The sequence below is a fragment of the Methanosarcina sp. UBA289 genome (assembly GCA_002496565.1).
In the GTDB taxonomy this organism is placed as follows: domain Archaea; phylum Halobacteriota; class Methanosarcinia; order Methanosarcinales; family Methanosarcinaceae; genus Methanosarcina.
Genome location: DAKJ01000018.1, coordinates 78455 through 104163, shown reverse-complemented (window position 1 = coordinate 104163; position 25709 = coordinate 78455). Strand labels below are relative to the sequence as shown.

Below are 25709 nucleotides of genomic sequence, written 5' to 3'. Positions count from 1 at the left end.
CAGGCTTTCTCAATCTATCTACTTTGGAAACAGTAATAACTAGTAGGCTTTTTAACGGATGTGAAATATTTTTGCTTCCTTTTTAAGAAACCCTTAGAAATATAAAATAACTTTATTAATGGTATATATAAATAAGTATATGTAACTGGCGAATATATTAAAAACAAATATTTTTAAAACGTGGCAGGCTCTTTCAAAAATCTCAAAAAATAAATCTTCCAAGGATATTTAAAAAATAAAAACATAAATGGAAAGAATAAAGGTGTGAATTTAACTTAATCAGAATTCCAAAACTTTTCAGACCTTTATTTCTTCTCCTTTTAACACTGCTTCTTCATTTACTCTCACTTCTTTTGTCGTATCGCCATAACTCAGCACATATGGTCCTGAGGGTGCAGTATCGAATTGTGTCTCGCCTTTAATTGGGCCCTCAGTCGAATAAGGCACTGTAAATTCGTACCTGCCCTGAGAATCCGCAGTTGTTGACTGTGTGTATTCAAAGGTTCGTCCTTGACCTGTGAGGATAGTAGTGCTTATTTTAACAGTTTCATTGGAGGAAGCTGTTCCTGTTATTTTTGCACCTTTAACGTATTCAAAGATCTTGACATAACCGGTATATACCTCAGGGAGCTTACCCCCGTAGAAGAAATTATAGGCTCTTTTATACAAGATTTCCCCGGTCTGGTAGGCTCCTGTCTCGTGAATCATGCGGTACTGTTTCAAACCGCTTCCGTCAAAAATGTGCAGCCTTGCCTCCATGGAATTGAAGTATCGGGTTGAAGGCGCATTCCAGTATCCATCTACTGTCCAGTGAGATTGATAATACCCTTCCTTGTCAAGAGTCCAAGTAGCTATTGACCTGAACATTGATGTGGCCATCAGGGCATCAGATATTATGTAACGTGCGCCTGCCTTGTCAGGTCTAGGGTCTATGGCTTCAAGTACACCACTTGCTTCTTCTTCGGATGGGGCTGTGAGAAAGGTTGCAGCACCTGGCCGGTTTTCTTCATCAATGCTTACGCTGCGACCTCCCACTCCTGCCTGGAACGGATTCGCATTTGGCATCCTATGTCCTATTGTCTCTATGTAATGCCCGTGATCCCACCAGGACATAACCCCATAAGCAGTATCAGGATACTGGAATATTTCTCCATTTTTCGGGGCTTCATAAACAGCATTATAATCCATTCCGGGATCCGGGGTGTTTGAGCTAAGCCAAACACAAGCTTCTTCCCAGGGTTGGATGGGTTGGCCGTATACCATTTTTGTATACGGCATTGCAGATCCATATACTGGATAAATCAGAAATACCACTATAAGTAGGACTGCAAAAACCTGCTCTATTTTGACGAATTTCAATGCTTTCGGGATATCCGTGGGCGATTTTAGATTGCTTTTGAACTTCTGGTCAAGTTCACTCCATTTTACTTTTTCAAGTAACAGGCCTCCCAGATAAGCACTCAGGACTGAAACGTTTATTGAATAGTAATATGCAAAACGGTTCTGGCCGTAAATTGCAAGGAGAATTAAAAGACTCCAGATAAAAAGCAGCACTTCCTGAGGCTTTGGTTTTCTGAACAGGTTTGCAGCCAGAATAAGTATCCCGAGCAGAGACGCTAGAAATCCCGTAGCAGTGAAGTTTGAAAAAACTTTAGATAGGGTAAAGACACCAACGTCGTAGAATATAGAAGTAGCTTCATCGATTGTGGAAGGTCCTCCTTGCAGTCTTCCAAAAACAGTGTTTGGTGCGTTTATAATCAGGGAATAAAGGGATGGAGATAAAACTTTGATAAATATAAGCCCGAGAATACCAGCTCCAAGAATTATCAGTGGGTAATAATAAGTCTTCATTTTCTTTCTTTTGAATTCTCTTTGAATAAGACTCAAAGCCGCAAAGCCTGCCATTGCTCCAAGGGATGTGATAACATGGAACCATGAATAATAATAAAGTGAAAAGCCCATATCCGGGTGGACAAATGGAAGGATAAGTATTGTACTCACTAAAAATGTGACTATGCCTGTAAACCCAAGGTAGTCGCTGGACTCATTCTGAAAATTGTCAAATATGTACTGAAATATTGCATAAACAAGAATGATAAATAAGAAAAGCGAGCCTCCTGGCCAGGAAAGCTGGTAGGCTGAATACATGACACCAGCCAGAACAGAATATATAAATGGCTCTTTTATGACTTTAAAGTTTTTATTGAACACATCTGCAAAACGCAGCTTATTTTCCTTTGCTGAAATTAAGGCCAGCATGAAAAACATCATGAAAAAAGTACTGAATAGTGACTCGGCAACATGATGGTCTGTAAAGCCAATCATTGAACGGGATAGAAACTGCCCTGGAGCAAATGCTATCAGGATCGCAGCCAGAATTCCTGTTTTATGCCCTCCAAGGTATTTTCCCATGTAGTAAACTGGAATGACTGTAAGAGCTCCTAAAATTGCAGGGAAATATGCTCCTATAGTATTAACCAGTTGAGGGCTTGGATTTCCCATTCCCAGAATCAGGGAGGTAATTGCCATCATTTGATCAAACAATGGGCCGAAGTGTATGTAACTCCCGTTAGGATAGTTGGTCATGGGATTGAAAAACATCCTGTTGGGGTAGTTTTCAAGCAGGACAAATAAGGTACGCATATGGTACCACGCATCATTGGTCGTGAACTTCACAATCCCGCCAGGTAAAAGTACTTTATCTGAAGGAAGAATTCTAACCCATAAAGACACAAAACCAATTATCGCAACCGTCAGAGTATAAGGCCAGCTGGATTTCATTTTCTTTTTAAATGACGATACAGGACGATCCTGAGGACTCATAGTAACCCCTTTATAAAACGAACTTTATAAATTTAAATGAAATTACTAAAAAGAAAATTACATAGTTTGTATTAATTCAATGTAACAGTTTATAATTCTATCCCATTTCTGGTCCGGAACTTCGTAATGCTTTCTTTCTCCAAACCGGTTGAGAATAGCTTTTCTGATAGAATCGACATCTCCTGGCGGAACAAAAAAAGTTCCTTCATATTTAGCCATCGATTCTTTCAAGCCGCCTACTTCAGAAACAATAACAGGTTTTCCAAAGGACATGGCGATATGGGCAATTCCGCTCTGAGAAGCCCTCAAGTAAGGCAGAACTACCACATCTGCAGCACTGAAATATACATTTACTTTGTCATCAGGAACGTATTCGTCTACTAGCGTAATGTGTTTATAAAAGGGAGAAGCCTTTATCTGGCCAAGCAATTCCTTTCGATCTTCCCAGATTTCCCCGACAATTAACAACCGGCTTTTTTCGATAATCTCGGTAGGTAGCTGTTCAAAGGCTCTAATTAGATAGGAAGTTCCCTTATATTTTCGAATTAAACCGAAAGAAAGAATAACAAAATCGTCCTTTATTGAGAGGTTTTTTCTTGCTTCTTTTATATCAAGCAATTCTCCGTACTGGTCGTAAAGCCCGTGCGGGATCACATGGATTTTTTCAGGGGCAATAGAATATCTTTTTGCAACAAGCTCTTTATCGGATTCTGAATGAGTAATATATGCATCAAGGTTTTTACGAAGCAGTTTTCCTGTTATTTTCGAGTATAAACGGATCGGAAGTATTGATTCTTCAAACGGATCCACCACTTCGTGAAATTCTATTATGATTTTCGGTTTATTCAGCAAACCGGCAAAGAGCTTCAGCAGAAGTTGCATATGTGCAACCGAAGAAGTCCACCACTGCAAAACTATGATGTCCGGTTTTTGTGCTTTAAGAAAACTGTACGCTTGAATCCAGGTCAGAGGGTTGTTATAGTCCATGCCGTCAAAAACAGGAATGTCGGGTGAAAAATTCAGATCGGAAATATTTTTTCCAACATGGGATTTCCCAGGAAACAGAAAAGTTGGAAGCAGCTGTCGGAAGCAGACAACTGAAACGTCTTTTTCCATAGACATGGCATTTGCCAGACGGATAGTGTAATAACTGATACCGCTTAAAAAACGTTTCGAAGGTCCGACTATGCAAATGCGTTTGTTGGATGTCATTTGTCTAAACTATCACATTATCTTTATATTAAGCTAATGCATTACTGCGTATAGGTTCCAGTTAAAAGAGGTTCAGCCTTGAAAATAGCCCAGATCTGTCCCCGTTACTACCCTGATATAGGGGGAGTGGAAACTCATGTCAGAGAAATTAGTGAAAGGCTGGTTAAAGCAGGACATGATGTTGAGGTCATAACAACTGATCCCACGGGAAAATTGAGTAAGCGAGAGATTGTAAACGGAGTAAAAGTTCTCAGGTTCAGATCTTTTGCTCCTGGAAATGCGTATTATTTAGCTCCCCAAATCTACACCTATCTTAAAGAGCACGATTATGATGTAATTCATGCACACAGTTATCATGCGTTTCCTGCATTCTTCGCATCCTTGGAAAGGCATGGTGGAAAACTGGTATTTACGCCGCATTATCACCGACACGGCCATACTGCGTTTCGGGACTTACTGCACAAACCTTATAGGCTTCTTGGGAAGATGATCTTCTCCAGAGCTGACTCGGTGATATGTGTATCAGAGTATGAAAAGAAACTTGTAGAATCGGATTTTAAGGTTGCCGAAAAAACCATAAAAATTCCTAATGGCATAAATCTTAAAGAATTCGAAAATCTAAAGCAGCCGGGAAAAGAGTCAAAAAAGAAAGCCAGAAGAGAAAAGCTTCTTCTCTATGTGGGTCGCCTGGAAGAATATAAAGGGATACAGTATATTATCCAGAGTTTACCTGAACTTCAGGATTTCCGGTTGAGGATCGTCGGAAAGGGTCCGTACGAATCTGAACTTCGTAGTATGGCAAAAAGTTTAGGGGTGGAAGCAAGGGTTGAATGGTTAAAAGATCTTTCCAGGAAAGAACTGCTTGAATGCTATGCAGGTGCGGATATCTTTTTGATGCTTTCCTCTCACGAAGCATATGGAATAACGGTTGCTGAGGCTCTTGCTGCGGGAGTTCCGTGTATTGTGGCAAAAGGCAGTGCACTTGAGGAATTTGTGGACGGAAAGAATTGTATTGGGATTGAAAACCCCGTTTCAAAGGAGAAAGTAGCCAGAGCACTGAAGGAGATCATGAGAGAGGAAAAAAATGGAAACTTCAGGATAGACAAAAATATAATGGATTGGAATGAAGTTTCAGCCAGAATTGAAAGAGAGTACCTGCAGAATAAAGACTAAATTATTCAAGGTAATAACAGATTGTTCTTTTAAATCAAGAAACTTTATAAAGAATTCCGGGTTTTTGGGGAACTGAACTATGAAAATTGATTATATAAATGGCCTGAAAACAGTTGAAATATTCGGGATGTCAAAATATCAAAGTGAAATCCATAACAGGCTAGATAATGTTAAATTAAATCGGATAGAATATCCTAATATATCTAAAATTCCCGGAATTAACAAGATTTTTGAATATTCTGCATATCCGTTCATTGTAAAGAAGAAAATAATTGAGAATAATGTTAAGCACATAACTCGGCAAGATATGGCATTTCTTCTTGAATTAATTGATATGAAAAAAACCATTGTTACCTGCCATGATATCATACCTATAGCATATTACAAGACTCTAAACCCTCTCTGGAAACTTAATGCAAGAGGATTGAGAAAAGCAGAAAAAATAATTACGGTCTCCGAATTCTCTAAACAGGATATTAGTAAATACATAGGATATCCAGAAGAAAAAATAGAAGTCATACCCCCTGCGGTAGACCACAGTCTATACTATCAAATTAGAAATAAAACAGCTTTAAATAAATACAGGATAGGAGAAGCTGAGAAAGTAATCCTATATGTTGGAGCTGAAGAACCTAGAAAAAATCTTCAATTTTTACTAAATTCATTCAGCAGATTAAAAGCAAAAATTCCTAATGTAAAACTGTTGAAAGTAGGGACCCCAAATTACCTGTTCGTAAGGAAAAAGCTCCTTAAACAGATAGAGGCTCTGAACTTACAGAATAATATTATCTTTACGGGATATGTATCAGAAACCGAACTAGCAGATATCTACAACGCTGTGGATTTGTTCGTATTCCCTTCTTTATATGAAGGCTTTGGGATACCTCCTCTGGAAGCAATGGCATGTGGAACCCCGGTAATAACATCAAATACCTCCTCACTACCGGAAGTTGTCGGAGATGCTGCAATTCAGGCAGATCCTTATAATGTTGAGGATTTTGCTGAAAAAATGTACGAAGTACTACAGAATGATGATCTCAAAGAAGAGTTGGTCAGAAAAGGACTGAAAAGATCAAAAATGTTTAGTTGGGATAGTTCAGCAAAAAAAACATTAAAGGTATATAAAGAATTGTAACCTTAAGTCAGAACCCCGTCCCTTATTCCTTTCAAGAAAGAAATAAAAGATGGCAAAATTTCCTTACTTTTTTGACGGTATAAGATGCCACCAATGACCATCCAGGCACGAAATCCAAAAAAGTAAGTTAAGAACGAAAAATATTGTTGTTTTGATGAATGCTTTTTCATAAACCAGAACTTATTCCTCGTATAATGGAATAAAGTAAAACCGGTTATTTTATTGCTTGTAGCGCCACCCTTATGCCATATTTTTCCTTTTGGCACGTAGACTATTCTATACAGTGCTTTATGAGCACGTACACACCACTCAGTCTCTTCAAGGTACGCAAAATAATCTTTATTCAGATACCCAATCTTATTGAACAGTTCGCTTTTTGCAAGTAGTGCACAACCCATTACACAGTCAATATTTTCGGGCTCGTCCAAATATTTACTTTCCTGCTGTGTCAGGTTAATTACTTCACCTTTATTCCAATGAATTTTTACACCAGCAGATTGAATTTCCTGAGGATTTTTATATTCGTATATCGTTGGTCCCAATACTCCTATCTGCAAGTCACTTTCTGCCACATTTATTAGTTCATTTAAAAAATAAGGATCAACAACTGTATCGTTATTAAGTAATAGAATATAATCCGAATTAAGGTTATTTAAAGCGAATTTAATGCCAATATTGTTTCCTTCAGCAAAGCCATAATTGTCATCGTTTTTTATAAGAATCAGGTTTTTTCTTGAAACCGGATTTTTAATGTTTTCTTTTATTGAAATTGAGGTATCTAGCTCATCTTTAGAATATTCTCTAACATAAATCGGTTTATTTTCGGGTAAATAATGGAAGAATCTAGACTTAATTTTAATTTTCCCTTCTGCATAGTTTTTTATTTTTTGTATAGAATCATCTTTTGAGCCATTATCTACTATAATAACTTCGTATAAGGGATATGTGATCTGAAAAACAGATTCCAAACATTCTATAGTGTCCTCCCAACCATTCCAATTAAGAATTATAATGGCAACTTTTGGATTCATGATCTATGCCCTATTTTTCGATGTAAATCTCTAAACTTAAAATAGATACTTTGACCAAATAATAATATAAAAAGAACTGTAATTGTTTTAAGATTAAAATAGTACGCTTTCATAGATTTTATTAGATAATTTCTTCCATTATTGAAATCGCCAATAGAGCATAATCCAGTACCAATATCGTAATAGTGTTCAGATAAATTTTTTTTGTTTTTACTAAAATCATCTAAATGTGTGAGTAAAATAATTTCATGAGCCTTAAGCATATTATTTTCATTTAAATTTATACTGTTGGGCGTAGAATATGAGCATAAAAGAGGCTTATTAATGTATTTAAATAGATAATATTTAGAGAGCTCGATCCATAACTCCCAGTCTTCTAAGGCAGGAAGATTTTCATCGAAATATTTTTTATTTTCGAAACATTCTTTTTTTACAAGGACAGTTGGTGTTCCAACAAAATTTCCTTCAAGAAGTTCATTATGTATGTTTCCTTCTTTTTGAGGTAGATGATCATTTGGCAGATATATTTTTTTATCAGCTTCGATTCTGTAAAATCCAGAATAAACAATTCCAACTTCTGGAGAAGTATCAGCAAAAGCTTCTATTTGTTGCTTAAGTTTATCTAAAAACCATTCATCATCACTATCCTGAAATGCAATGTATTTTCCTCTTGATTCTCTAATTCCAGTGTTTCTTGCTGCTGAAGCCCCCTTGTTTTGATTATGTCTTATATACCGTATCCTCTCATCTTTAAAATCCTTTATGACTTCTTCAGTATTATCTGTCGAGCCATCATCAACAAGAACAATTTCCAAATCCTGGTAAGTTTGATTCAAAACACTCTGAATAGCTTTGGGTAATAAATGAGCTCTGTTATATGTTGGGATAACTACACTTACTTTTGGATTTTGATTACACATATTATTTCCTTCCCCAGTTCCAAAAATTTAAACATATAAGTTTGATTCCACTAGCTGCCAAATCAGGTGATTTTAACTATTAATGTTAGAGTTTATGTTTAACTATCCAAGTTTACACACATATTTAGCAGGAGATTTTCATGTGCATAGAAATGGAACTAGGCTCACGGCTTTATTATAGGAATATCTAATATGACTAAAGCTCTAATACGACTGAAGCTGATATTTTATAAGCAAATTATTTAACTTATTTATTTATTTATTTATTTATTATTTATATAATTTAAGCTTTAACAATAGTCGTAGTATATTCATTCTTCTAGTTTTTTTGTATGAATTTATTCATTTATCCATTTTGCCGAATCAAGCACTCACTTTTAAGTCACGTTTCCAAAGGTTAAAACGATTACTTACCCCAAACTAGGTTTTTATATTCAGAACAAAATTTATTACAGTTAAAATTTGTTTTTGCATATTCGTAAGCTTCGTGAGAGATTTTATCCATCAAAATTTTATCTAAAGTAAGTTTACTTAAAACTTCGAATACATTTTTAACTATAAGATCATCGCTTTCATTCTTTATAAGAAAACCATTGTGTTCATTACAAATATGCTCTGAAATGCCTCCTACATCAGTGCTTATAGTTACAATACCATGAGCCATTGCTTCCATTATAACCAAAGGAAAACCTTCTCTACTCGAGACAAGTAGCAATATGTCTGAATTACTATATATTTCAGAGATTTGCTTTTCATCCGCCAGCTCGCCTAGGAAATTACAATACCTTCTGTACTGTTCGTCCACTGAATCCTTGACGTCGCCGACTAAAGTGAATTCAACTGGCAAATTACTTAGATAACAAAGATGAGAAACTTTTCCTATTAAATTAACTCGCTTTTCTTCAGAGCCGCGACCTACATAAAGAACTTTTAAAGTAGATTTATTATTTTTCCTTCTAACTAGTTCCGGAATTTTTACGCAATTTTCGATTAAAAATACTCTTTCATTCATTTTTTCAGTTATACCGTTTAAGCGGTACTGATTCTTTAAGTCATTCATCGTACGTTTATTAATTACAACTCTTTTGTTTAATCTATTTACGTAAGGAAGGCTAACATCTTCTATTCCACCCCCAAAAGCATGTATGAGATCAATACAGCAAATTTGAGGCTTCAAATATGGAATTAACTTGTAAAAAAGCACATTATTGCATCCAAATACCACACAAGTTTTATTGTTATTTATAATTGTGCATAACACACCAACCCAAAAATTAATGTATACACGATTGTCAAAATAGTTAAAATGACCTAAGTCAAATATTTTAGCACTTTGAATAAATTGGTTTTTCAGTGCTGAATTTATTGATCTGTTAGTGAAAAATACTACAGGATTGCACTTTCTTAGACAATGAACAATTTTAAGATGAACCTTTTCAGCTCCCCCTATATGATAAGTCGGGAATAAGAAAAAAAACTGCGATCTGAAAAATGGAATAAATAAGAAGCCTACAAGTCTGCCAGTAAGTATTATAGGTACTTCTAGGGGTTGAAACATTTTTTCTAAGAAATTATTAATGCGCATATATAGGATATCCATCTTCAAATATAGTCCACCATTACAAAATAGATTTAATATGGTTTTTAAATCTGTACTTATTTTAAATCTGTACTTAAGTATTTAGTCCAATATCCACGAATATAATTATTTTTACTTATGATAAGGAAACGTATATTTTAAAATGCTTCATATATTTTAAACATTATACACCATGGTAGCTAAGAAGTCAAAATTGATCTCAAAAATTTAATCTAAACTATAACTATATCTGTTCAAGAAATAATCTTAAAAATACGCCCCAAGATTCTATTCCTGACGACTAATTGGGTCTTTAGTCATAAAAATCCATTTCTGAAATTATTACTCATTGGTAATAAATTGATACCGGGACAGGTTACTCATTGATAATGAATTGATTCTGAGATTGATTACTTATTAGTAAATTGATTCCAATACTGTTTTGTTGCAGATTTAAACAATTTGTTTAAGTCTTTGATTTAAGAGGATAGAGTCCGCTTAATTTTTACCTTTCATACTGTAGACTACAAATGTAAATAGCATTTCTAACAGCCTGGCAATTAAATCCAAACGTAAATAATTTAACAATTTTAAATAAAACAAAAGTTTTCATATTTTTAAAGTTATTTAATTATACACTTTAGCAAAAATTTAGTTTTTTGAGCAATTGATAAGCCTACTGATTTACTCAGTTTAGATTCATTAAACAAATTCCATGAGTCAAAGCCTAAATATGTTGAATTTTTGCAGACAAAGTATAATTGTTGTCCCAGGACAGTCGAGAAAGCAGGTTCAGGATATATTTTCATTTCAAAATTAGAGGTTCTCAATTTTTCAAGCCAAAAGATTACCTCAAGTATAAATTTTCTATTATGACGGATGACATAATAACTAAGTGCCTCATGAATTTCAAACTCCTCTTCTGTTGGGTTAATACCCAATTCTTTAATTTGGGCGAGCCTGATATTATTAGCTACATATTTCTGCTTATTTCTGTCTGAAGTTGACTCATGTATTCTGTAATGTAGCAGAATTTTAGGTATATTTGCTAGTCTTGTTTCTTTTGCAGCACGAACCCATAACCCATAATCCTCAGCATACAGTTCTTCTTGCTTATAAGCAAACCCATTATTTAAAAACAGATCCCTTCTTGCGATTATACTCGGGTGAGCAATTACGGTTTCAAAAAGCATTCTCGATTGTATAGTTTCGTGATCACACGGAAATATCCAGACAAGCCCTGAGAGATCTCCAATAGTTTTAACCCAGCTACCACATATTCCAATTTCAGGGCTTCTGTTCATAAATTCAACTTGTTTTTCCAATCTATCTGGTAAACTGATGTCGTCTGCATCCATTCTGGCAATATATTCTCCTTCTGCAACGGAGATGCCTTTATTGAGTGAATTAACCAATCCTTGCCGTCCCTGATAATAAATCTTTACTCTAGAGTCATTTTGTTGATATTTGTCAAGAATGTTACGCGTTTCATCAGTTGGATCATCACAAATAATTATAAATTCTAAATTGGAAAATGTTTGATTAAGGATACTATTTATTGAATCTGAAAGATGTTTGTCACCTTTATATACAGGCATGACAACCGATACTTTAGGAGCGTCAATATTCATAAAAGATCCCTTTTTTATTCATACGTACTAGAATTACTGATTGTGTTAACAGTATTTTGGTCCAACGTCAGTTCACAGCCAGTCTGGCCAGATAAAGCCTATACCTACCCTTTCCACAATATGTCTCATCTCATCGCACACTTTTCTATCTAGTTTTAACACTAAGAAGCCATATATCAACGCTCCAAAAATAACTGGGGTTACTGTAAACCATATATTGGATAGAGGCATGAATAAACAATACAACTCAATAAGTAATCCCATTATGACCGAAGCTGCTACAATATTTAGCAAACAACTGAGTTCCAATCGGATTACCATATATTTTGATAAAACTTGCCAAGCAAGTAAGGCATTTAGTGTCATTGTTGCCAGAGTTGCGATAGCTGCGCCATTTATACCCATAAAAGGAATTAATATTATATTCAGGAGAATATTTGCTCCAACTCCAATTGCCGTAACTTTAAACGATTCTTTAGGATAATTCAGTCCATCCAAGTACATTGTAAAAAAATATTGAAATACATTTACTATCTGTACGGCAAGAAGTATTACAAATGTATAATAGCCCTGTACAAACTCTGGACCATAGAAAGAATTTAGTAAATGGTCTCCAAGCAATACCCCGCCCACAAATACTGGAATTGCCAGTAGTAAAGAGTAGCTTATTGCACGAGCTAGAGACTCTTCTATAAGATAAATCTCATTGGCCTTACCCCACTGGCTTATTCTGGGCCAAAGTGTACTTCTTATAGCGTATGAACTAAATGTGGCAACAGACGTAAACTGGAGTGCTATCCTGTAGATACCTACATCTTCAGTATCCATAAAATATCCAATAAGTACAGTATCCGCTTGTGAAAATACGAGCGCTCCACTAGTTGTTAAAAATAGCCAGAAAGAAAATACAGATAGACTTTTTATATGATCCCATTTGAAAGGCGCAAAATGCAGATCAAAAAACCGGAATTCGATGATAGCTGCCCCAATCATTCCAGCTACCATGCCGCCAGCAAGCCCTCCAGTTTCGTACCCAAAGTATATTGCTAGAACCTGTAATATAACTCGTAAGATATTGCTTATGCCTTCACAGGTATTTCGTATCCCCATTTTACCCTGGCCAGAAACCCCAGTGGAGATAGGACCTACAACCATTGAGACTAATAATGCCACAAGCAGCCAGACAAACATTCCTGACCCATTAAGGTCCGAAAAGTAGTCTTTAAGTAAGAGCAAAATAAGTACTCCCGTTATAGTAAACACTAATCGCAGCATAAAATATGCGCTGAAATACGCATCAGGTTCTTCACCTTCACTGATACGTTTAATTGCAGCTCCACCAAATCCCCCGTCCATAAACATGCTTGTAATACCATAGTATGCTAAAAATAAGAAATATGAGCCGAGAATTGCTGCTCCTACAGTGTGTGCAAAATACATCGTGCTTAGGAAACCTATGGCTGTAAAAGCAATCTGCCAAAATAATGCTATTATGCTCTGGCGCTGAATAGTGTCTATCTTTAATATATTCGAGAAAATAGTAGCTATGTTAAACATGGTCTAACGATCAATTGCGTATTATAGTTATGTTCCATTAATCACACTGGACATAAATTATCTTGAGTTCGGACTTTAAACACACGAGAGATACTAATTCTAATACTGCAAGTTAGAATAAATAAAAATAATTATCCGCTAAATAATTCATAACTTAATTCTTTTAGTTAATAACTATCCTTTAAAAGAATCTAAGACTCAGGTTATTATTTATCCCTTTTACTTTTTTTCACCTGCAATTAACAAACTAGCCCTCAATAGACTTTCAAAGGTGCCTGCGTCACTCCAGAAACCATCTAGGATACGATATTCCATAGTTCCATTATTAACAAAATAATTGTTGACATCAGTTATCTCAAGCTCTCCTCGCGCAGAGGGCTTGAGGGTTTTAACGATTTTGAATACATGATTACTATATATATAAAGACCGGTAACTGCAAAATTGCTTTTGGGCTCCCGAGGTTTTTCCTCGATTCCTATTACCTTGTCACCATTAAGCTCAGCTACTCCAAACCTGTGGGCATCCGGTACTTCCTTTAAGAAAATTCTGGCGCCACCTCTAAAGTTTGAGACGTCCTCTTTAATGTTGTCCTGGAAAATATTATCGCCAAGGATCACTGCTACATCGTCTTCATCCGCAAAACGCTCTGCAAGGCCTAAGGCCTGTGCGATCCCTCCGGCTTCTTCCTGAATTTCATAAGTAAATTTAACCCCAAGATCTGCGCCTGATCCAAGAAGCTCAAGAAAATGTCCGGCATGACCTCGACCGGATACGATCATTATCTCTTTGATACCTGCATTAATGAGAGTTTGTATTGGATAAAATATCATTGGCTTATCATAAACAGGCAATAGGTGCTTATTTGTAACTTTAGTCAGGGGGTAGAGCCTGCTGCCGGTACCGCCTGCGAGTATTATGCCTTTCATGCATTTCTCTCCTTCAGATAATCCTTAATTGCTTCTTTCCAATGCCTCATAGGGTTAGTTTTAGTATTTACAAGAACCGAATACTTTGGACGCCTGGCTTTTCTTGGAAATTCCTCACTTGTACAGGGAACAGTATTACTTATGGCGGCTGATGCAAACTCATACCAGGAACATATACCCTCATTTGTCACATGGTATATCCCGGCTTCAAGTTCAGCAATCTCCATGATCTTATTCGCGAGATCTACGGTATAGGTGGGTTTCCCAAATTGATCATTAACAACTTTGACCTGAGCCATCTCACCGGATAATCTCAGCATTGTTTCTACAAAGTTTTTTCCATGCGTACCAAAAAGCCAGGAAATTCGGATAATTCTATAATCTTCCAGATTTTCTGCAATTTTCTGTTCACCAAGAAGTTTTGAACGACCATACACATTAATAGGATCAGGAGTGTCGGATTCTATATACTCTTTTTTTGACCCATCGAATACGTAGTCCGTGCTGAAGTGTACGAGGGTTGCACCTATCTCATTGCAGGCTTCAGCAATATACCCCGGTCCATACCCATTAACCTTAAGTGCAAGTTCCTGATGGTCTTCACAGCCGTCAACATCAGTATAGGCTGCTGCATTTATTACCAGATTCGGGTTTACTTTTCGTATGGATTTAAGCACTTGCTCTCGATCTGTAATATCAATATCTTTATGTGTCAGTTTCACAGCGTCTGGAAACGCTTTGCAAAGATCGAATCCAAGCATCCCGTCGGCACCGATAATTAACTTTTTAATGGTTCCCACCACCATTTGTTTTCCACATACCATCTGACTGTTTGCTCAAGGGCAGTATCAAAATCATATTTTGGTTTCCAGCCCATTTTCTCAAGTTTGCTACCATCGAGCGAATAACGGAAATCGTGTCCCTTTCGATCTTCAACGTATTCGATTGAAGCTTCGTCTTTACCAAGCATTTTAAGAATACGGTGAGTGATTTCAAGGTTTGTAAGCTCGTTTCCACCATCTATATTGTAGATTTCTCCACTGCTCCCATTGTGAAGGACAAAATCGACTGCAGAGCAGTGATCTTCAACATAAATCCAGTCCCGGATATTCAGGCCAGTGCCATAGACAGGAACCTTTTTGCCTTCCATCAATCTGCTGATGAAAAATGGAATTAGTTTTTCAGGGTACTGATAAGGCCCGAAGTTGTTTGTGCACCGAGTTATGCAAACTGGCAGATCGTAAGTTGTATAGTAGGACATTGCAAGAAGATCGGAACCTGCTTTGCTTGAAGAATAAGGGCTTGAAGGGTTCAGATTGTCCTTTTCAGTAAAAGAACCTTCTTTTATACTGCCATATACTTCATCAGTTGAGATATGGACAAATTTCTTGATATTATTTGCAAGCGCACTTTGTAGAAGAGTATTTGTTCCAAGCACATTTGTCCTGACAAAAACCGAACCGTCCTCAATTGAGCGGTCAACATGACTTTCAGCTGCAAAATGCAAAACATAATCGACTTTTTTCATTACTTCATTGACAACTCGGAAATCACAGATATCCCCCTGCACAAAAGAGTAATTGGGGTTATTTTCGATATCCTTGAGGTTAGCTGGATTTCCAGCATAGGTTAGTTTGTCAAGGTTTACAATTTGGTAGTTGGGATACTTCTCGAGCATGTAACGAATAAAGTTGCTGCCTATGAATCCGCAGCCCCCTGTAACCAGAAGTCTCATTTAGGTCACCCCTTGGTACGGTAATAAATATTTGGTACGTTAATAAAAAATACGTACCAATAAATTAAGACTGATGGATTAAAATTTGCCCAAGTTTAAAAATTCATTTTAGCTTCTTCTAACTTTGGGAGTAGCAGATCCTTCGGAGAACTCTTTATATCCTCAGCTTTTATCTTCCAGTCAATATTCAACGACGAATCGTTATAGATAATTCCTGCTTCAGCCTCAGGATGGTAGTATTCATCACATTTGTATTGAAAGATGGCAGTTTCGCTCAGTACGGAAAATCCATGGGCAAAGCCTTTAGGAATTAGAAACTGCCTTTTGTTTTCAGCAGAAAGTTCAACCCCAATCCAATCCAGAAAAGTAGGAGAATTTTTCCTTAGATCTACTGCAACATCATATACTTTCCCTTGCAAAACTCTTACAAGTTTCGCCTGACTGAAAGGAGCCAGCTGGTAGTGTAGACCACGAATTACCCCATAAGAAGATTTTGACTCATTATCCTGAACAAAAGAGTATTCTTTTCCTAAAAGGTTATCCAGCGTTAATTTATTATAACTTTCAAAAAAATAACCCCGGTCGTCTTCAAAGACTTTAGGCTCGAGTACAAAAAGATCGCTTATTTTAGTATCTATTATTTTCACACTTCTCAGCTCCTCCCATAGACATCGTCAAACCTGACAATATCCGCTTCGTCTACAAGCTCCCCTAACTGCACTTCAATAATCTCAAGCGGGATTTTTCCGGGATTGGACAATCTGTGTTTTTCTCCTGCACTGATAAAAGTACTCTCTCCCGGTCTCAGGAAGAACTGCTGTCCGCTTACTTCCACGCAGGCCATACCTTTAACAATCACCCAGTGCTCACTGCGATGGTAATGCAATTGGAGGCTCAATTTATGGGCGGGATGTACTGTGATATTTTTGATCTTATGCTTTGGAGATACTTCAAGTAAGGTATACGAACCCCAGGGCCTATAGACGGTTTGTCCTATGTATGCTCTTTCATCGTTTCTGTCTTTAAGAGCTGAGACAATCTCCTTTACCTTCTGACTGCTGGATTTAGGGCAGACTAACAGAGCATCACTGGTATCGACAATAACCATGTCCTTTATATCAATGAGTGAAACAAGCTTACCACAACTCGAATATACGAGATTTCCATCGGAGTTGAGCAGCAAAGGATCACATTCATGGATTACGTTTCCTACAGGATCCTTTTCAAACTCGTCATAAATTGCCGCAAAGTTTCCCAGGTCGCTCCATTTCTGCTCAAGTTTTACAACTGCGACCTTATCGGATTTTTCCATTATTCCATAATCAATGGAAACCCTGTCCACAGATGCATAAACCTCATTGATATCCTTCCCGTTTTCAAAGCAGGTGAAAACAGGCGGTGCGTGTTTTTTAACTTCTTCAAAGAAAAGTGCTGTGTCGAAAAGGAACATCCCGCTGTTCCAGAGGCAGCCTTCCTGAATATATTTCTCTGCGGTTTCCAAATCCGGCTTTTCTCTGAATTCCGAAACCTTGTAACCTGGCCCGCAGGCTTCTGAGGTTTTAATATAACCATATCCTGTATGAGGAAAATTAGGAACAACCCCGAAAGTAACCAGATAATCCGAAGCAAGCTCTTCAGCCGAAGCAATTGTCTGCATTGCACCTTTATCAAGGACATGATCCGAAGAAAAGATTCCAACTACAGAGTGCCCATATTTTTTTTCAATTTCTTTCATTCCGAAGAAGATTGCAGGGAGAGTATTCTTGCCTTCGGGCTCAATTAATACATTCTCTCGAGGGATTGAGTACCCTATTTCCTCAATCTGCCCGATTACGAAAAATTTCTGAGCTTCATTCGTTACAACAAAAACTTCGGAAATATCAGATACTTCAAGGCACCGAAGGACGGTTTCCTGAAAAAGAGACGTACTTCCAAACTTTAAAAATTGCTTGGGATACATTTCTCGGCTGAGAGGCCAGAGTCGTGTTCCTGAGCCGCCTGCAAGAATTATTGATTTTATACCTGTCATCTCCTTTAGATATTGGTTAAAATGGATGCCATCTTAATAATCAAATTGAAGGTATACAGATTTTATTAGATTCTATATTGATTAAATTCATAGCAGATTATTAGTTCTATAATAACTTGGATCCTATAGTCAACTAAATTCATCCTATAACAGATTAAGTTCTAGATAAAGAGGGGTGCAGATACGCTGAAAGCACAGGATTAGAGCAATATATAATGAAAGTCATTAAATAATCTTTGCACAGGAAAACATTGAATCTACTCATCCCCTGCATGGCAGGTATAGTATTCTTTTAAAAGAGATTATTACTGATTGCTGGTATATCTTTTCGAAGATACCAGTTACACCTGCGTTTTCGTTTACATTATGTTTCAGTTATTTTACATTATGTTTCAGTTATCCATGTTTTCATTTATATTGTGCTTTTAGTTACATTGATATTTTCAGTTAAGTACAGGCTTTCAGTTGGCGCTTTCAGGCGCTTTGAAACTGTTCTCTGATCCTTATATGTAGGAGAAGTACCATCACAGGTGCAATAGCTGTTTTCCAGCAAACGAGAACTAAAATTAAGGAACCTAGAAAAAAGTAGGACAATGGAATCTGGTAGATAAAGCAGGGTAAAGGATCAAGAAAACAAAGAGGAGAACAGTGAGCTAAAAGAAATAAATGCTTAAAGTGGAAGGAAAAGGGCGCAAAGGTTCAATAAAGAACCTTTATCTGGAATTTTTCCTTTGTTCTTCCTTTCCTGACTTAAAAAGTGTTCAAGACTCTTTTTCTTCTCCATAAAGGGCCTTTCGTTCTTCTTCATCGTATTTATCACAGCTTATGAGAGGTTTCTTCATTGTCTTGACCTCTTTTCCCATCGGGCCCGGAGACTTAGTCTCAGTTTTCTGTACCATAAGCAATCCCTTCTATAGCTCATTTGATCGTTCCGTTTTTTAATTTATCCCGGCAAAAAAGTAAAAATAAGTGAAATTATTTGCAGGTGTCAAGGAGCGATCTCTTCTTGCCACCCCGTGCTTCGGTAGGATGAATAGGATCGACGTCGGCTACTTCTTCCCCTTTCTTTTCCTCTAACTTTTCTCCCTTTGTACCTTCTCTTTTTTCTTCAGGCATTTGATTAACCCCCGTATATGTATAAATTTCTCGCTTGTATTTCCTTTTCTGCCTGTCAGAACGAAATCATCCAGATTTCACAGCCATTGAGCTTTTTATAGCAACACAGCGGACAAATTTCTCTTTCAGGCAAAGCTTTTAAATTTTCAAGTTCAAATACGGCCATAAAATTCGGTTGTCTATCTGGATATAGTTTGCACTGAGTTTACTTTATCCCTCCTCTCCGCCAATCAATTTCCTGATATAATCTGTTCAGGGATTACCCCTTAATTTATTATACCCACTAGATTTATTAAATTATTGCAACAATGGCCAAAAAGTTGAAGAATACTCAGACTCTTTTAAAAGGAAGTATTGGCAAAAAGGGCACTTACAATTCAATAAAAAATGATCCAGACAGACAAAATAACTAAAATTATTTGGGAGATTATATATCCCATTAATCAGTAAAGGAGAACGTCCAGGCGGAAAAGCTCGGGTCTAAGAAAAAATCCGCGAGGAGATCCGCGATATCAAAATTTATCTATTCATTTACTCTAAAAAAATCGCTTTTACCCAGGAAAATGTGATCTCATGGCATATAAAATACTGAAAAAGGAAGAAATCGCTCCGTCAGTGCACAGGATGGTAATAGACGCCCCTGACGTGGCAAAGGCTGCAAAAGCCGGACAGTTCATAATCCTCAGAATTGATGAAAAGGGGGAAAGGATCCCCCTTACTATTGCTGATTTTGACAAAGGCGAGGGCACAGTAAATATAATATTTCAGGAGATGGGCAAGACTACAAAACAGCTTGCAAAGTTTTCTGCAGGTGAGTTTCTGGAAGACTTCGTCGGGCCTCTTGGCACCCCTGCCGATGTAAGGAAACTCGGTACTGTTATCCTTGTAGGAGGAGGGGTAGGAGTTGCCCCGGCTTATCCCCTGGCAAAGGCGTATAGCGAAGCTGGCAACAAGGTAATTTCCATTATAGGTGCCCGAAACAAGGATCTTCTTATCCTCGAAGATGAAATGAAAGATGCCAGCTCCGAACTGTATATTGCAACCGATGACGGCTCAAAAGGGCACCATGGGTTTGTGACCGACATAATGAAACAGATTCTGGACAGTGGTGAAGAGGTTGCAAGAGTCGTGATCATTGGGCCTCCGATAATGATGAAAGTAGGAGCAGGAGTAGCTTCTCCTTATGATGTTGAAATTCTGGTCAGCCTCAACTCTATTATGGTAGACGGGACAGGTATGTGCGGCGGCTGCAGGGTTACAGTTGACGGAAAAACCAGATTTACCTGCGTTGACGGGCCTGAATTTGATGCACGGAAAGTCGATTTTGTTGAACTTATGAACAGGCTTGCAATGTACCGCGGCGAAGAGGCAAAAGCTGTGGAAAAATACGAAGAGAAATGCAGGTGCGGACTACACTGATAAGGAGGGGATGAAAAATGCAAGAATTAAATGGAGAAAAAACCGCAAAAGCAAAGAAAGAAAGGACCCCGATGCCAGAACAGCCTGCGGAAGAGCGCAGAAAGAACTTTTATGAGGTAGCTCTCGGTTACACGAAAGAAGATGCTCTTGTCGAAGCTTCCCGCTGTCTCTCCTGCAAGGAACCAAAATGTGTTGAAGGCTGCCCTGTGAACGTAGATATTCCAGGCTTTATCAAGCTTGTATGCGAGGAAGACTTTGCAGGAGCAATAGAGAAAATTAAAGGCACAAACGCCCTTCCTGCCATCTGCGGCCGTGTATGTCCCCAGGAGACTCAGTGCGAATCTCTCTGCGTACTCGGAAAGAAAGGACAGCCAGTTGCTATCGGAAGACTCGAACGTTTCTGCGCTGATTATGAGCGCCAGCAGGGAGTAAAGGTTCCTGAAATTCCGGAGCCTTCAGGAAAGAAAGTAGCCGTTGTAGGTTCTGGGCCTGCGGGTCTCACTGCCGCAGCAGATCTTGCAAAGCTGGGTCACAAAGTAACTGTTTTTGAATCCCTCCACAAGGCCGGAGGAGTGCTGAGTTACGGCATTCCTGAGTTCAGGCTGCCAAAAGAAACTGTTCGGCAGGAAGTCGAATACATTAAGCAGCTCGGAGTGGAGTTCAAGCCCAATTACATAATCGGCAGGATCAAGACCTTGGACGATCTCTGTGACGAATTCGATGCTGTCTTCCTGGGCACGGGCGCAGGTCTACCGAGCTTTATGGGAATCCCAGGCGAAAACTTCAACGGCGTATACTCCGCAAATGAGTTCTTGACCCGTGTAAACCTCATGAAAGCCTATGACCCTGAATATGATACCAGAGTCAGGCTGGGAAAGCATGTTGTCGTGGTCGGAGGCGGAAATGTGGCAATGGATGCCGCTCGCTCAGCTCTTCGCCTTGGTGCTGAAGAAGTCAGTATAGTCTACCGCCGTGGGGAAGACGAGATGCCAGCCAGAAGGGAAGAAATCGAGCACGCTAAAGAAGAAGGCATAACTTTCAGGCTTCTTACAAACCCTGTCCGCATCCTCGGCGACGAAAAGTTCAATGCTACTGCAGTCGAATGCATTAAAATGGAACTCGGTGAACCTGACAAATCCGGCAGAAGAAGCCCTGTCCCTGTAGAAGGTTCGGAATTCACAATCCCTGCCGACGTTGTGGTTATCGCAATCGGCACATCTCCTAACCCCATGATCTTCAAAGGCTCGGAAGGCCTTGATCAGAATAAAAGGGGCACTGTCGTTGCAGATGAAGAAACCGGTGCAACCTCCAAGTGTGGAGTCTTTGCAGGTGGAGACGTGGTTACAGGCGCAGCAACCGTGATCAGCGCAATGGGCGCAGGCAAAAAAGCTGCAAAAGCAATTGACGAGTATTTGAAAGAACAATGAAACCAGATTAATCTGGTTTCTTTTTTAGGTTTAAAAAACAATAAAATCGTATTTTCACATACTTTTTGAGTGAGTAAAAACGCTAACAGAACATATATAAAAAGTGCCTATGCGTTTCTCATACTTTTTTTGCGTTTAATTAGAGTAATCGGTCATATATATGATATATTCCTATAACATGTAGAATAGCCGAATTTAGAAAAGCACACTTTAAGCAGGCTATTAAAATTAAAAGAGCAAAAGCGCCAAGAACATGACAACCTATTTAACGATGTCCCGGTTTTAACGAACATGTTACAGGTTTTTTCCAATGGTTAAATGACAATAATTTAATAACTGTTTTTGCTTTGCTTCTTGTATTTGCTGCTTTAATATCTCCTTATGTCTGGCGCTTTCTCAAAAATCAAATACAAAGCTTGTTTCACTGAACTTGTTAATTTCGTCTTGAAAAAGCGCTTCTACATTTCGAACTACAAGTTTCTTTCCTGGGATTATCAGCATAGAAAGGTTGATTGCAATTCTTGCAGTTCTTCTTAATCAGGGTCTTTTCTTTATTTCCTGTGTGCGCTCTTACTCTAATTTTACTAAAGTCAAATACATTAATCAATTATTTGGAATAGTTCTGTAAGAATAATTCTGTAATATTGATACATTTTCCTTGAATATTTTGATTTTGATTCATTACTTACAGATTTACATGCTTATTCTGAAGTTTTTGCAACGGAACCGACTCCTAAATAAAGAAATGTTCAATTTTTATTGATAAGCTCGGAATTTACTTGCGGCAATCTGCTCATATATATTTTTTTCTGTGCAAATCTTCGAACAATCAAAGATCAGAAAATAGTTGTATACTCAAATAAGTATGAAAATAGCATATTTTAATACTTTACAAATAAAACTTATAAAGATCTAATAACAAGGAGTTTATGGAGTTTAAATGTAGTTTTTCAGTGCCATCCGAACTCCATAAAATGCGCCCTATGAGGCATGATTATGTTAGCTTTGCGTATATTTAAGTCTTAGCTTAACTGATCCTGCCTCCTGCGAAACAAAACAGGAGTTAGACAAATGATAATGAAGAAAAATATAGGAATAGGAACTTTTCTTTTGGCAATGTTACTTATTTTCACGGTGTTTGTATCAACTGTAAATGCACAAGAAAATTTGAAAATAAGTGATAAACCTTCTCAAGTGGAGCAAGGTTTAATAGATGCGCTAAACTCTAATTCCAAAAATTTGCATACAGACGATGTGATTGCGAATTATTGTAAAGCAAATAAAGATAAAATTTCAGAAAGTAATCTTGTACCGAAAAACACTATCTCAAACAAAAATAATCTAAGGACGTATAAACTAGAAGATGGATCAAATATAACGTTTACAAATGAAGGTTATTTCTACATCACTGGCGCAGAGGAAGAAGCAAATGATAAAACAGTAACTAAAAGCACTACTGAAGTAATAAGCTCTGTTCCTCTCCAGTATACTTCTACAAAAACAGCATCCGCAAGTTTTTATGATATATATGGTCTGAGACTGTTTAGTATCTACGCAAAAGGGTATTATGGGTATAATGTATATCCCGCTACTGTAAAGGCTTATTATATAGATTCATGGTACACAAGAGGTACTGCAAGTATTTGGCAGGTTAGTAACTGGAAAGAAGGTGGGTATAATTATGCTAATACTCCTAAATCCGAAATTTATGGCAAAGGAAATTTCCATTGGGGATTTGAATATAATGGTGTCGGTGTAATTATTCAGGATAAATATATTACAGTTAAATCAACATGCGACCAATTTGGAAATGTCCATTGTACCTATGAAGTGGTCTAATTATATATTTAGCGAAGATATTATAAAAACAAAATATCGAATTGTGAGATAGTTATTGAGAACTTTAAGCAAAGAATTCTCAATATTTTTTTTCAAAAATTGATACAAAGCTTATAAATTATCATGAAATCCTCTACAGTAAAAAATATTTGGAAATTTTTATTATAAAGGATGATTAAATTAAAACAGAAACTATGGATGTAGTAATGAATTATCAGTTTTTATCAAAACTAGAATTAATAGAGGTGTGAATTATCATGATAAAAAAATCAAGAAAAATAAAGTTGTTTATCGCTTGCTTTGCTATTGTTTTTTTATTTAATACTTTCCAATTGATGAATCCTGACTTTTTGACTATTATAACAACAATTATTGTATCTTTAGTAGAATCTCTCATTCCTTATTTAATTATAATCTTAATCACGCATATAATAAACTGTTACAGCAGGCCGTCTTAATCACATGAATTTGTCATTTAGCTTTAAAAGCTTGAAGTGGCTGGATTTTTCGTTTTAAATAGTTAGGATTTGTTTTGTTCTCTGGTTAATTAAGCAAGGAGCAGTTGTATGATTAAAAAATGTGAAACTGGTTTAGTAATAATGTTACTGCTGTTTTTTTTTGTTGTCTTAGTGCTTCCTGCGTCTGCTGAAAATTCAGTGTGGCTATCACAAGAAGGTAATTATTCTGAAAATTCAGAAGTAAGTAATGCAGATTTTGACTATTATACTTACTTTTTTGGCCTATACTCACAAGGAAGCACTGTAATTACCAGATATGGCAAACTTCCTGTACTAGAAACTAATAATCAAAAAGAAAACTGGAATTCTACCCTTGAAAAGCTTGGCAGTGAAATAAAAGATACAGTTGTTTCCAAATACATGTATCCTCATGGCGAGTTAATGTCATGTGGGGTTAATGCCAAGGGGTACTTTGTAATTTTGTTCAAGTATGGCAATGTTGATGAATCGTTAATGAATGAGATATACTCTCTAGTAGATGATTCTGCAAAAGAGATGGGTATACAGGATATTCCAGTAGAATTTGGGTATGGAACTTATAGGGAGGAAATTTCACTGGAAGACATAAATCGCTGGTACTGGTTTGGAGAAAGTACAGAGAATCTTTCTGAGTCAGATGTGTATACTCTTGAAGAAGTAATGAAGCGAAAACCGACCATGCCCTCACATAGAACTATTGCAGCTTATGGGAAAATTCCTTTGTTAAGAGACCAAAATGAGATAATTGAGTGGACGAATAAACTGTCTACGATTGCTGGTGCGTCCCATGAAAAAATCGCTCCATATATGGAAAGAGGTCAGATAATAACATACGGGATGGGGACAAGACTAGAAATAGGAATTAACGAAACTTTGCCTTCAGAAGAAAAGAATACTATAGTTAAAGAGGTCTACCAGATCATTGACGAAGAAGCAAGTAAACAAAATGTAATTGATTTTCCGGTTATTTTTATGTTGGTACCTGAAGAAGAAACCATAAAAGAACCTAACAATTCAAGCATTAATGAGTCTGAATCTGACAATGGGGGTAAACCAAGCAAAAATAACTTTATTCCAGGTTTTGGATTATTAGGAAGCTTGACTTGTTTGTATGGAGGATGGAAGCTCAGGAAAAAGCAACTCCAGAACAAATATTTTTGATTATTTGGATTCTCTTTTTTTGATAGAATTCGAGGTCGTGCAACTAAAATAAAAATTTTCTAATGGACTAGGATTTGCACCTAAAGACTTAAAAACTAATGGTTAAAGTAACGTAACTATTCAGTGTATAGTTACTAACCTTAATTTGACAAAAGCATACATTTTATAATGTATAAATGGGCTTCAGGCTTCTGTTTTCTTCATACAATTCAAATATACTCTTGTGTTTATTAATTTTGACATAGTTCATTTTACCACAATGTAATGTGTCAATGCAATGTGTTTTTTGTAAGAAAATACTGTACCAATTAACAGGATCTGTCAAATTAGTGTACTAATTTACTTCTGTTTCTAAATAAAACGTTTCAACATCCAGAAGTTCAGAAATATCTAAAATGCATCAACAGTTAATTAAAAATTTTCCAGCACTACCTTTAATAGTAAGATTAATACAATGATTAAAATGAGAGTCCAAATAAGAGGCAAAAGAATCCTCAG

General features: G+C 37.0%; 20 protein-coding genes. 6 read left to right on the top strand and 14 right to left on the bottom strand.

Annotated elements, in window-relative coordinates:
• Positions 1–297: 297 nt before the first annotated feature.
• Both BP549_RS08360 and BP549_RS08355 read right to left on the bottom strand, forming a co-directional pair.
• The gene (locus tag BP549_RS08360; protein ID WP_292379759.1) at positions 298–2823 is read right to left on the bottom strand and encodes an oligosaccharyl transferase, archaeosortase A system-associated; all 2526 of its coding nucleotides are present in this window, start codon (positions 2821–2823) and stop codon (positions 298–300) included.
• 57 nt (positions 2824–2880) lie between these two features.
• Complete coding sequence (locus BP549_RS08355) at positions 2881–4035, bottom strand: glycosyltransferase family 4 protein (RefSeq protein WP_292371669.1); 1155 nt, start codon at positions 4033–4035, stop codon at positions 2881–2883.
• Positions 4036–4113: 78 nt separating this feature from the next.
• Between BP549_RS08355 and BP549_RS08350 the strand changes: the two genes are divergently transcribed.
• On the top strand, positions 4114–5208 hold the full coding sequence (locus BP549_RS08350; RefSeq protein ID WP_292379757.1) for a glycosyltransferase family 4 protein: 1095 nt from the start codon (positions 4114–4116) through the stop codon (positions 5206–5208).
• A 79-nt stretch (positions 5209–5287) separates the two neighbouring features.
• Positions 5288–6343: a glycosyltransferase family 4 protein gene (locus BP549_RS08345; RefSeq protein WP_292379754.1), complete on the top strand. Its 1056-nt coding sequence runs from the start codon at positions 5288–5290 to the stop codon at positions 6341–6343.
• A gap of 2 nt (positions 6344–6345) precedes the next feature.
• Here the strand turns inward: BP549_RS08345 and BP549_RS08340 are convergent, their stop codons facing one another.
• From BP549_RS08340 to BP549_RS08285, 12 genes are all read right to left on the bottom strand, one after another.
• Positions 6346–7374, bottom strand: coding sequence for a glycosyltransferase family 2 protein (locus tag BP549_RS08340; RefSeq protein WP_292379752.1), 1029 nt, complete (start codon positions 7372–7374; stop codon positions 6346–6348).
• Positions 7371–8294, bottom strand: coding sequence for a glycosyltransferase family 2 protein (locus tag BP549_RS08335; RefSeq protein WP_292379749.1), 924 nt, complete (start codon positions 8292–8294; stop codon positions 7371–7373). Before BP549_RS08335 ends, BP549_RS08340 begins: the two co-directional genes overlap by 4 nt.
• Before the next feature lie 406 nt (positions 8295–8700).
• Entirely contained in the window at positions 8701–9894 is a 1194-nt protein-coding gene (locus BP549_RS08330) for a glycosyltransferase family 4 protein (protein WP_292380772.1), read from the bottom strand.
• A 602-nt stretch (positions 9895–10496) separates the two neighbouring features.
• Positions 10497–11504: a glycosyltransferase family 2 protein gene (locus BP549_RS08325; protein ID WP_292379746.1), complete on the bottom strand. Its 1008-nt coding sequence runs from the start codon at positions 11502–11504 to the stop codon at positions 10497–10499.
• Between the two features lie 72 nt (positions 11505–11576).
• A complete protein-coding gene (locus tag BP549_RS08320; RefSeq protein ID WP_292379744.1) occupies positions 11577–13061 on the bottom strand; it encodes a flippase in 1485 nt (494 codons plus the stop codon).
• Between the two features lie 219 nt (positions 13062–13280).
• Entirely contained in the window at positions 13281–13988 is a 708-nt protein-coding gene (locus tag BP549_RS08315; protein WP_292379743.1) for a sugar phosphate nucleotidyltransferase, read from the bottom strand.
• The gene (gene rfbD / locus BP549_RS08310) at positions 13985–14794 is read right to left on the bottom strand and encodes a dTDP-4-dehydrorhamnose reductase (RefSeq protein ID WP_292379740.1); all 810 of its coding nucleotides are present in this window, start codon (positions 14792–14794) and stop codon (positions 13985–13987) included. Before rfbD ends, BP549_RS08315 begins: the two co-directional genes overlap by 4 nt.
• A complete protein-coding gene (gene rfbB, locus BP549_RS08305; protein WP_292379739.1) occupies positions 14767–15723 on the bottom strand; it encodes a dTDP-glucose 4,6-dehydratase in 957 nt (318 codons plus the stop codon). Before rfbB ends, rfbD begins: the two co-directional genes overlap by 28 nt.
• A 95-nt stretch (positions 15724–15818) precedes the next feature.
• Positions 15819–16370, bottom strand: a complete 552-nt coding sequence (gene rfbC / locus BP549_RS08300; RefSeq protein ID WP_292379736.1) for a dTDP-4-dehydrorhamnose 3,5-epimerase — start codon at positions 16368–16370, stop codon at positions 15819–15821.
• 5 nt (positions 16371–16375) lie between these two features.
• Positions 16376–17752 (bottom strand): mannose-1-phosphate guanylyltransferase/mannose-6-phosphate isomerase, encoded by a 1377-nt coding sequence (locus BP549_RS08295; protein WP_292379733.1) that lies wholly within the window; start codon positions 17750–17752, stop codon positions 16376–16378.
• A 761-nt stretch (positions 17753–18513) separates the two neighbouring features.
• Entirely contained in the window at positions 18514–18651 is a 138-nt protein-coding gene (locus tag BP549_RS08290) for a hypothetical protein (protein ID WP_292379732.1), read from the bottom strand.
• A gap of 76 nt (positions 18652–18727) precedes the next feature.
• A complete protein-coding gene (locus BP549_RS08285; protein WP_292379730.1) occupies positions 18728–18868 on the bottom strand; it encodes a hypothetical protein in 141 nt (46 codons plus the stop codon).
• Between the two features lie 573 nt (positions 18869–19441).
• On the opposite strand from BP549_RS08285, the gene BP549_RS08280 reads away from it, so the two are divergent.
• From BP549_RS08280 to BP549_RS08265, 4 genes are all read left to right on the top strand, one after another.
• Complete coding sequence (locus BP549_RS08280) at positions 19442–20287, top strand: sulfide/dihydroorotate dehydrogenase-like FAD/NAD-binding protein (protein WP_292379729.1); 846 nt, start codon at positions 19442–19444, stop codon at positions 20285–20287.
• A gap of 17 nt (positions 20288–20304) precedes the next feature.
• Positions 20305–21714 carry an NADPH-dependent glutamate synthase gene (gltA, locus tag BP549_RS08275; protein WP_292379726.1) on the top strand — a complete coding sequence of 470 codons (1410 nt, stop codon included), beginning with the start codon at positions 20305–20307 and terminating at the stop codon, positions 21712–21714.
• Between the two features lie 1071 nt (positions 21715–22785).
• On the top strand, positions 22786–23553 hold the full coding sequence (locus BP549_RS08270) for a hypothetical protein (RefSeq protein ID WP_292379724.1): 768 nt from the start codon (positions 22786–22788) through the stop codon (positions 23551–23553).
• Between the two features lie 566 nt (positions 23554–24119).
• On the top strand, positions 24120–25211 hold the full coding sequence (locus BP549_RS08265; protein WP_292379721.1) for a hypothetical protein: 1092 nt from the start codon (positions 24120–24122) through the stop codon (positions 25209–25211).
• Positions 25212–25709: the final 498 nt, after the last annotated feature.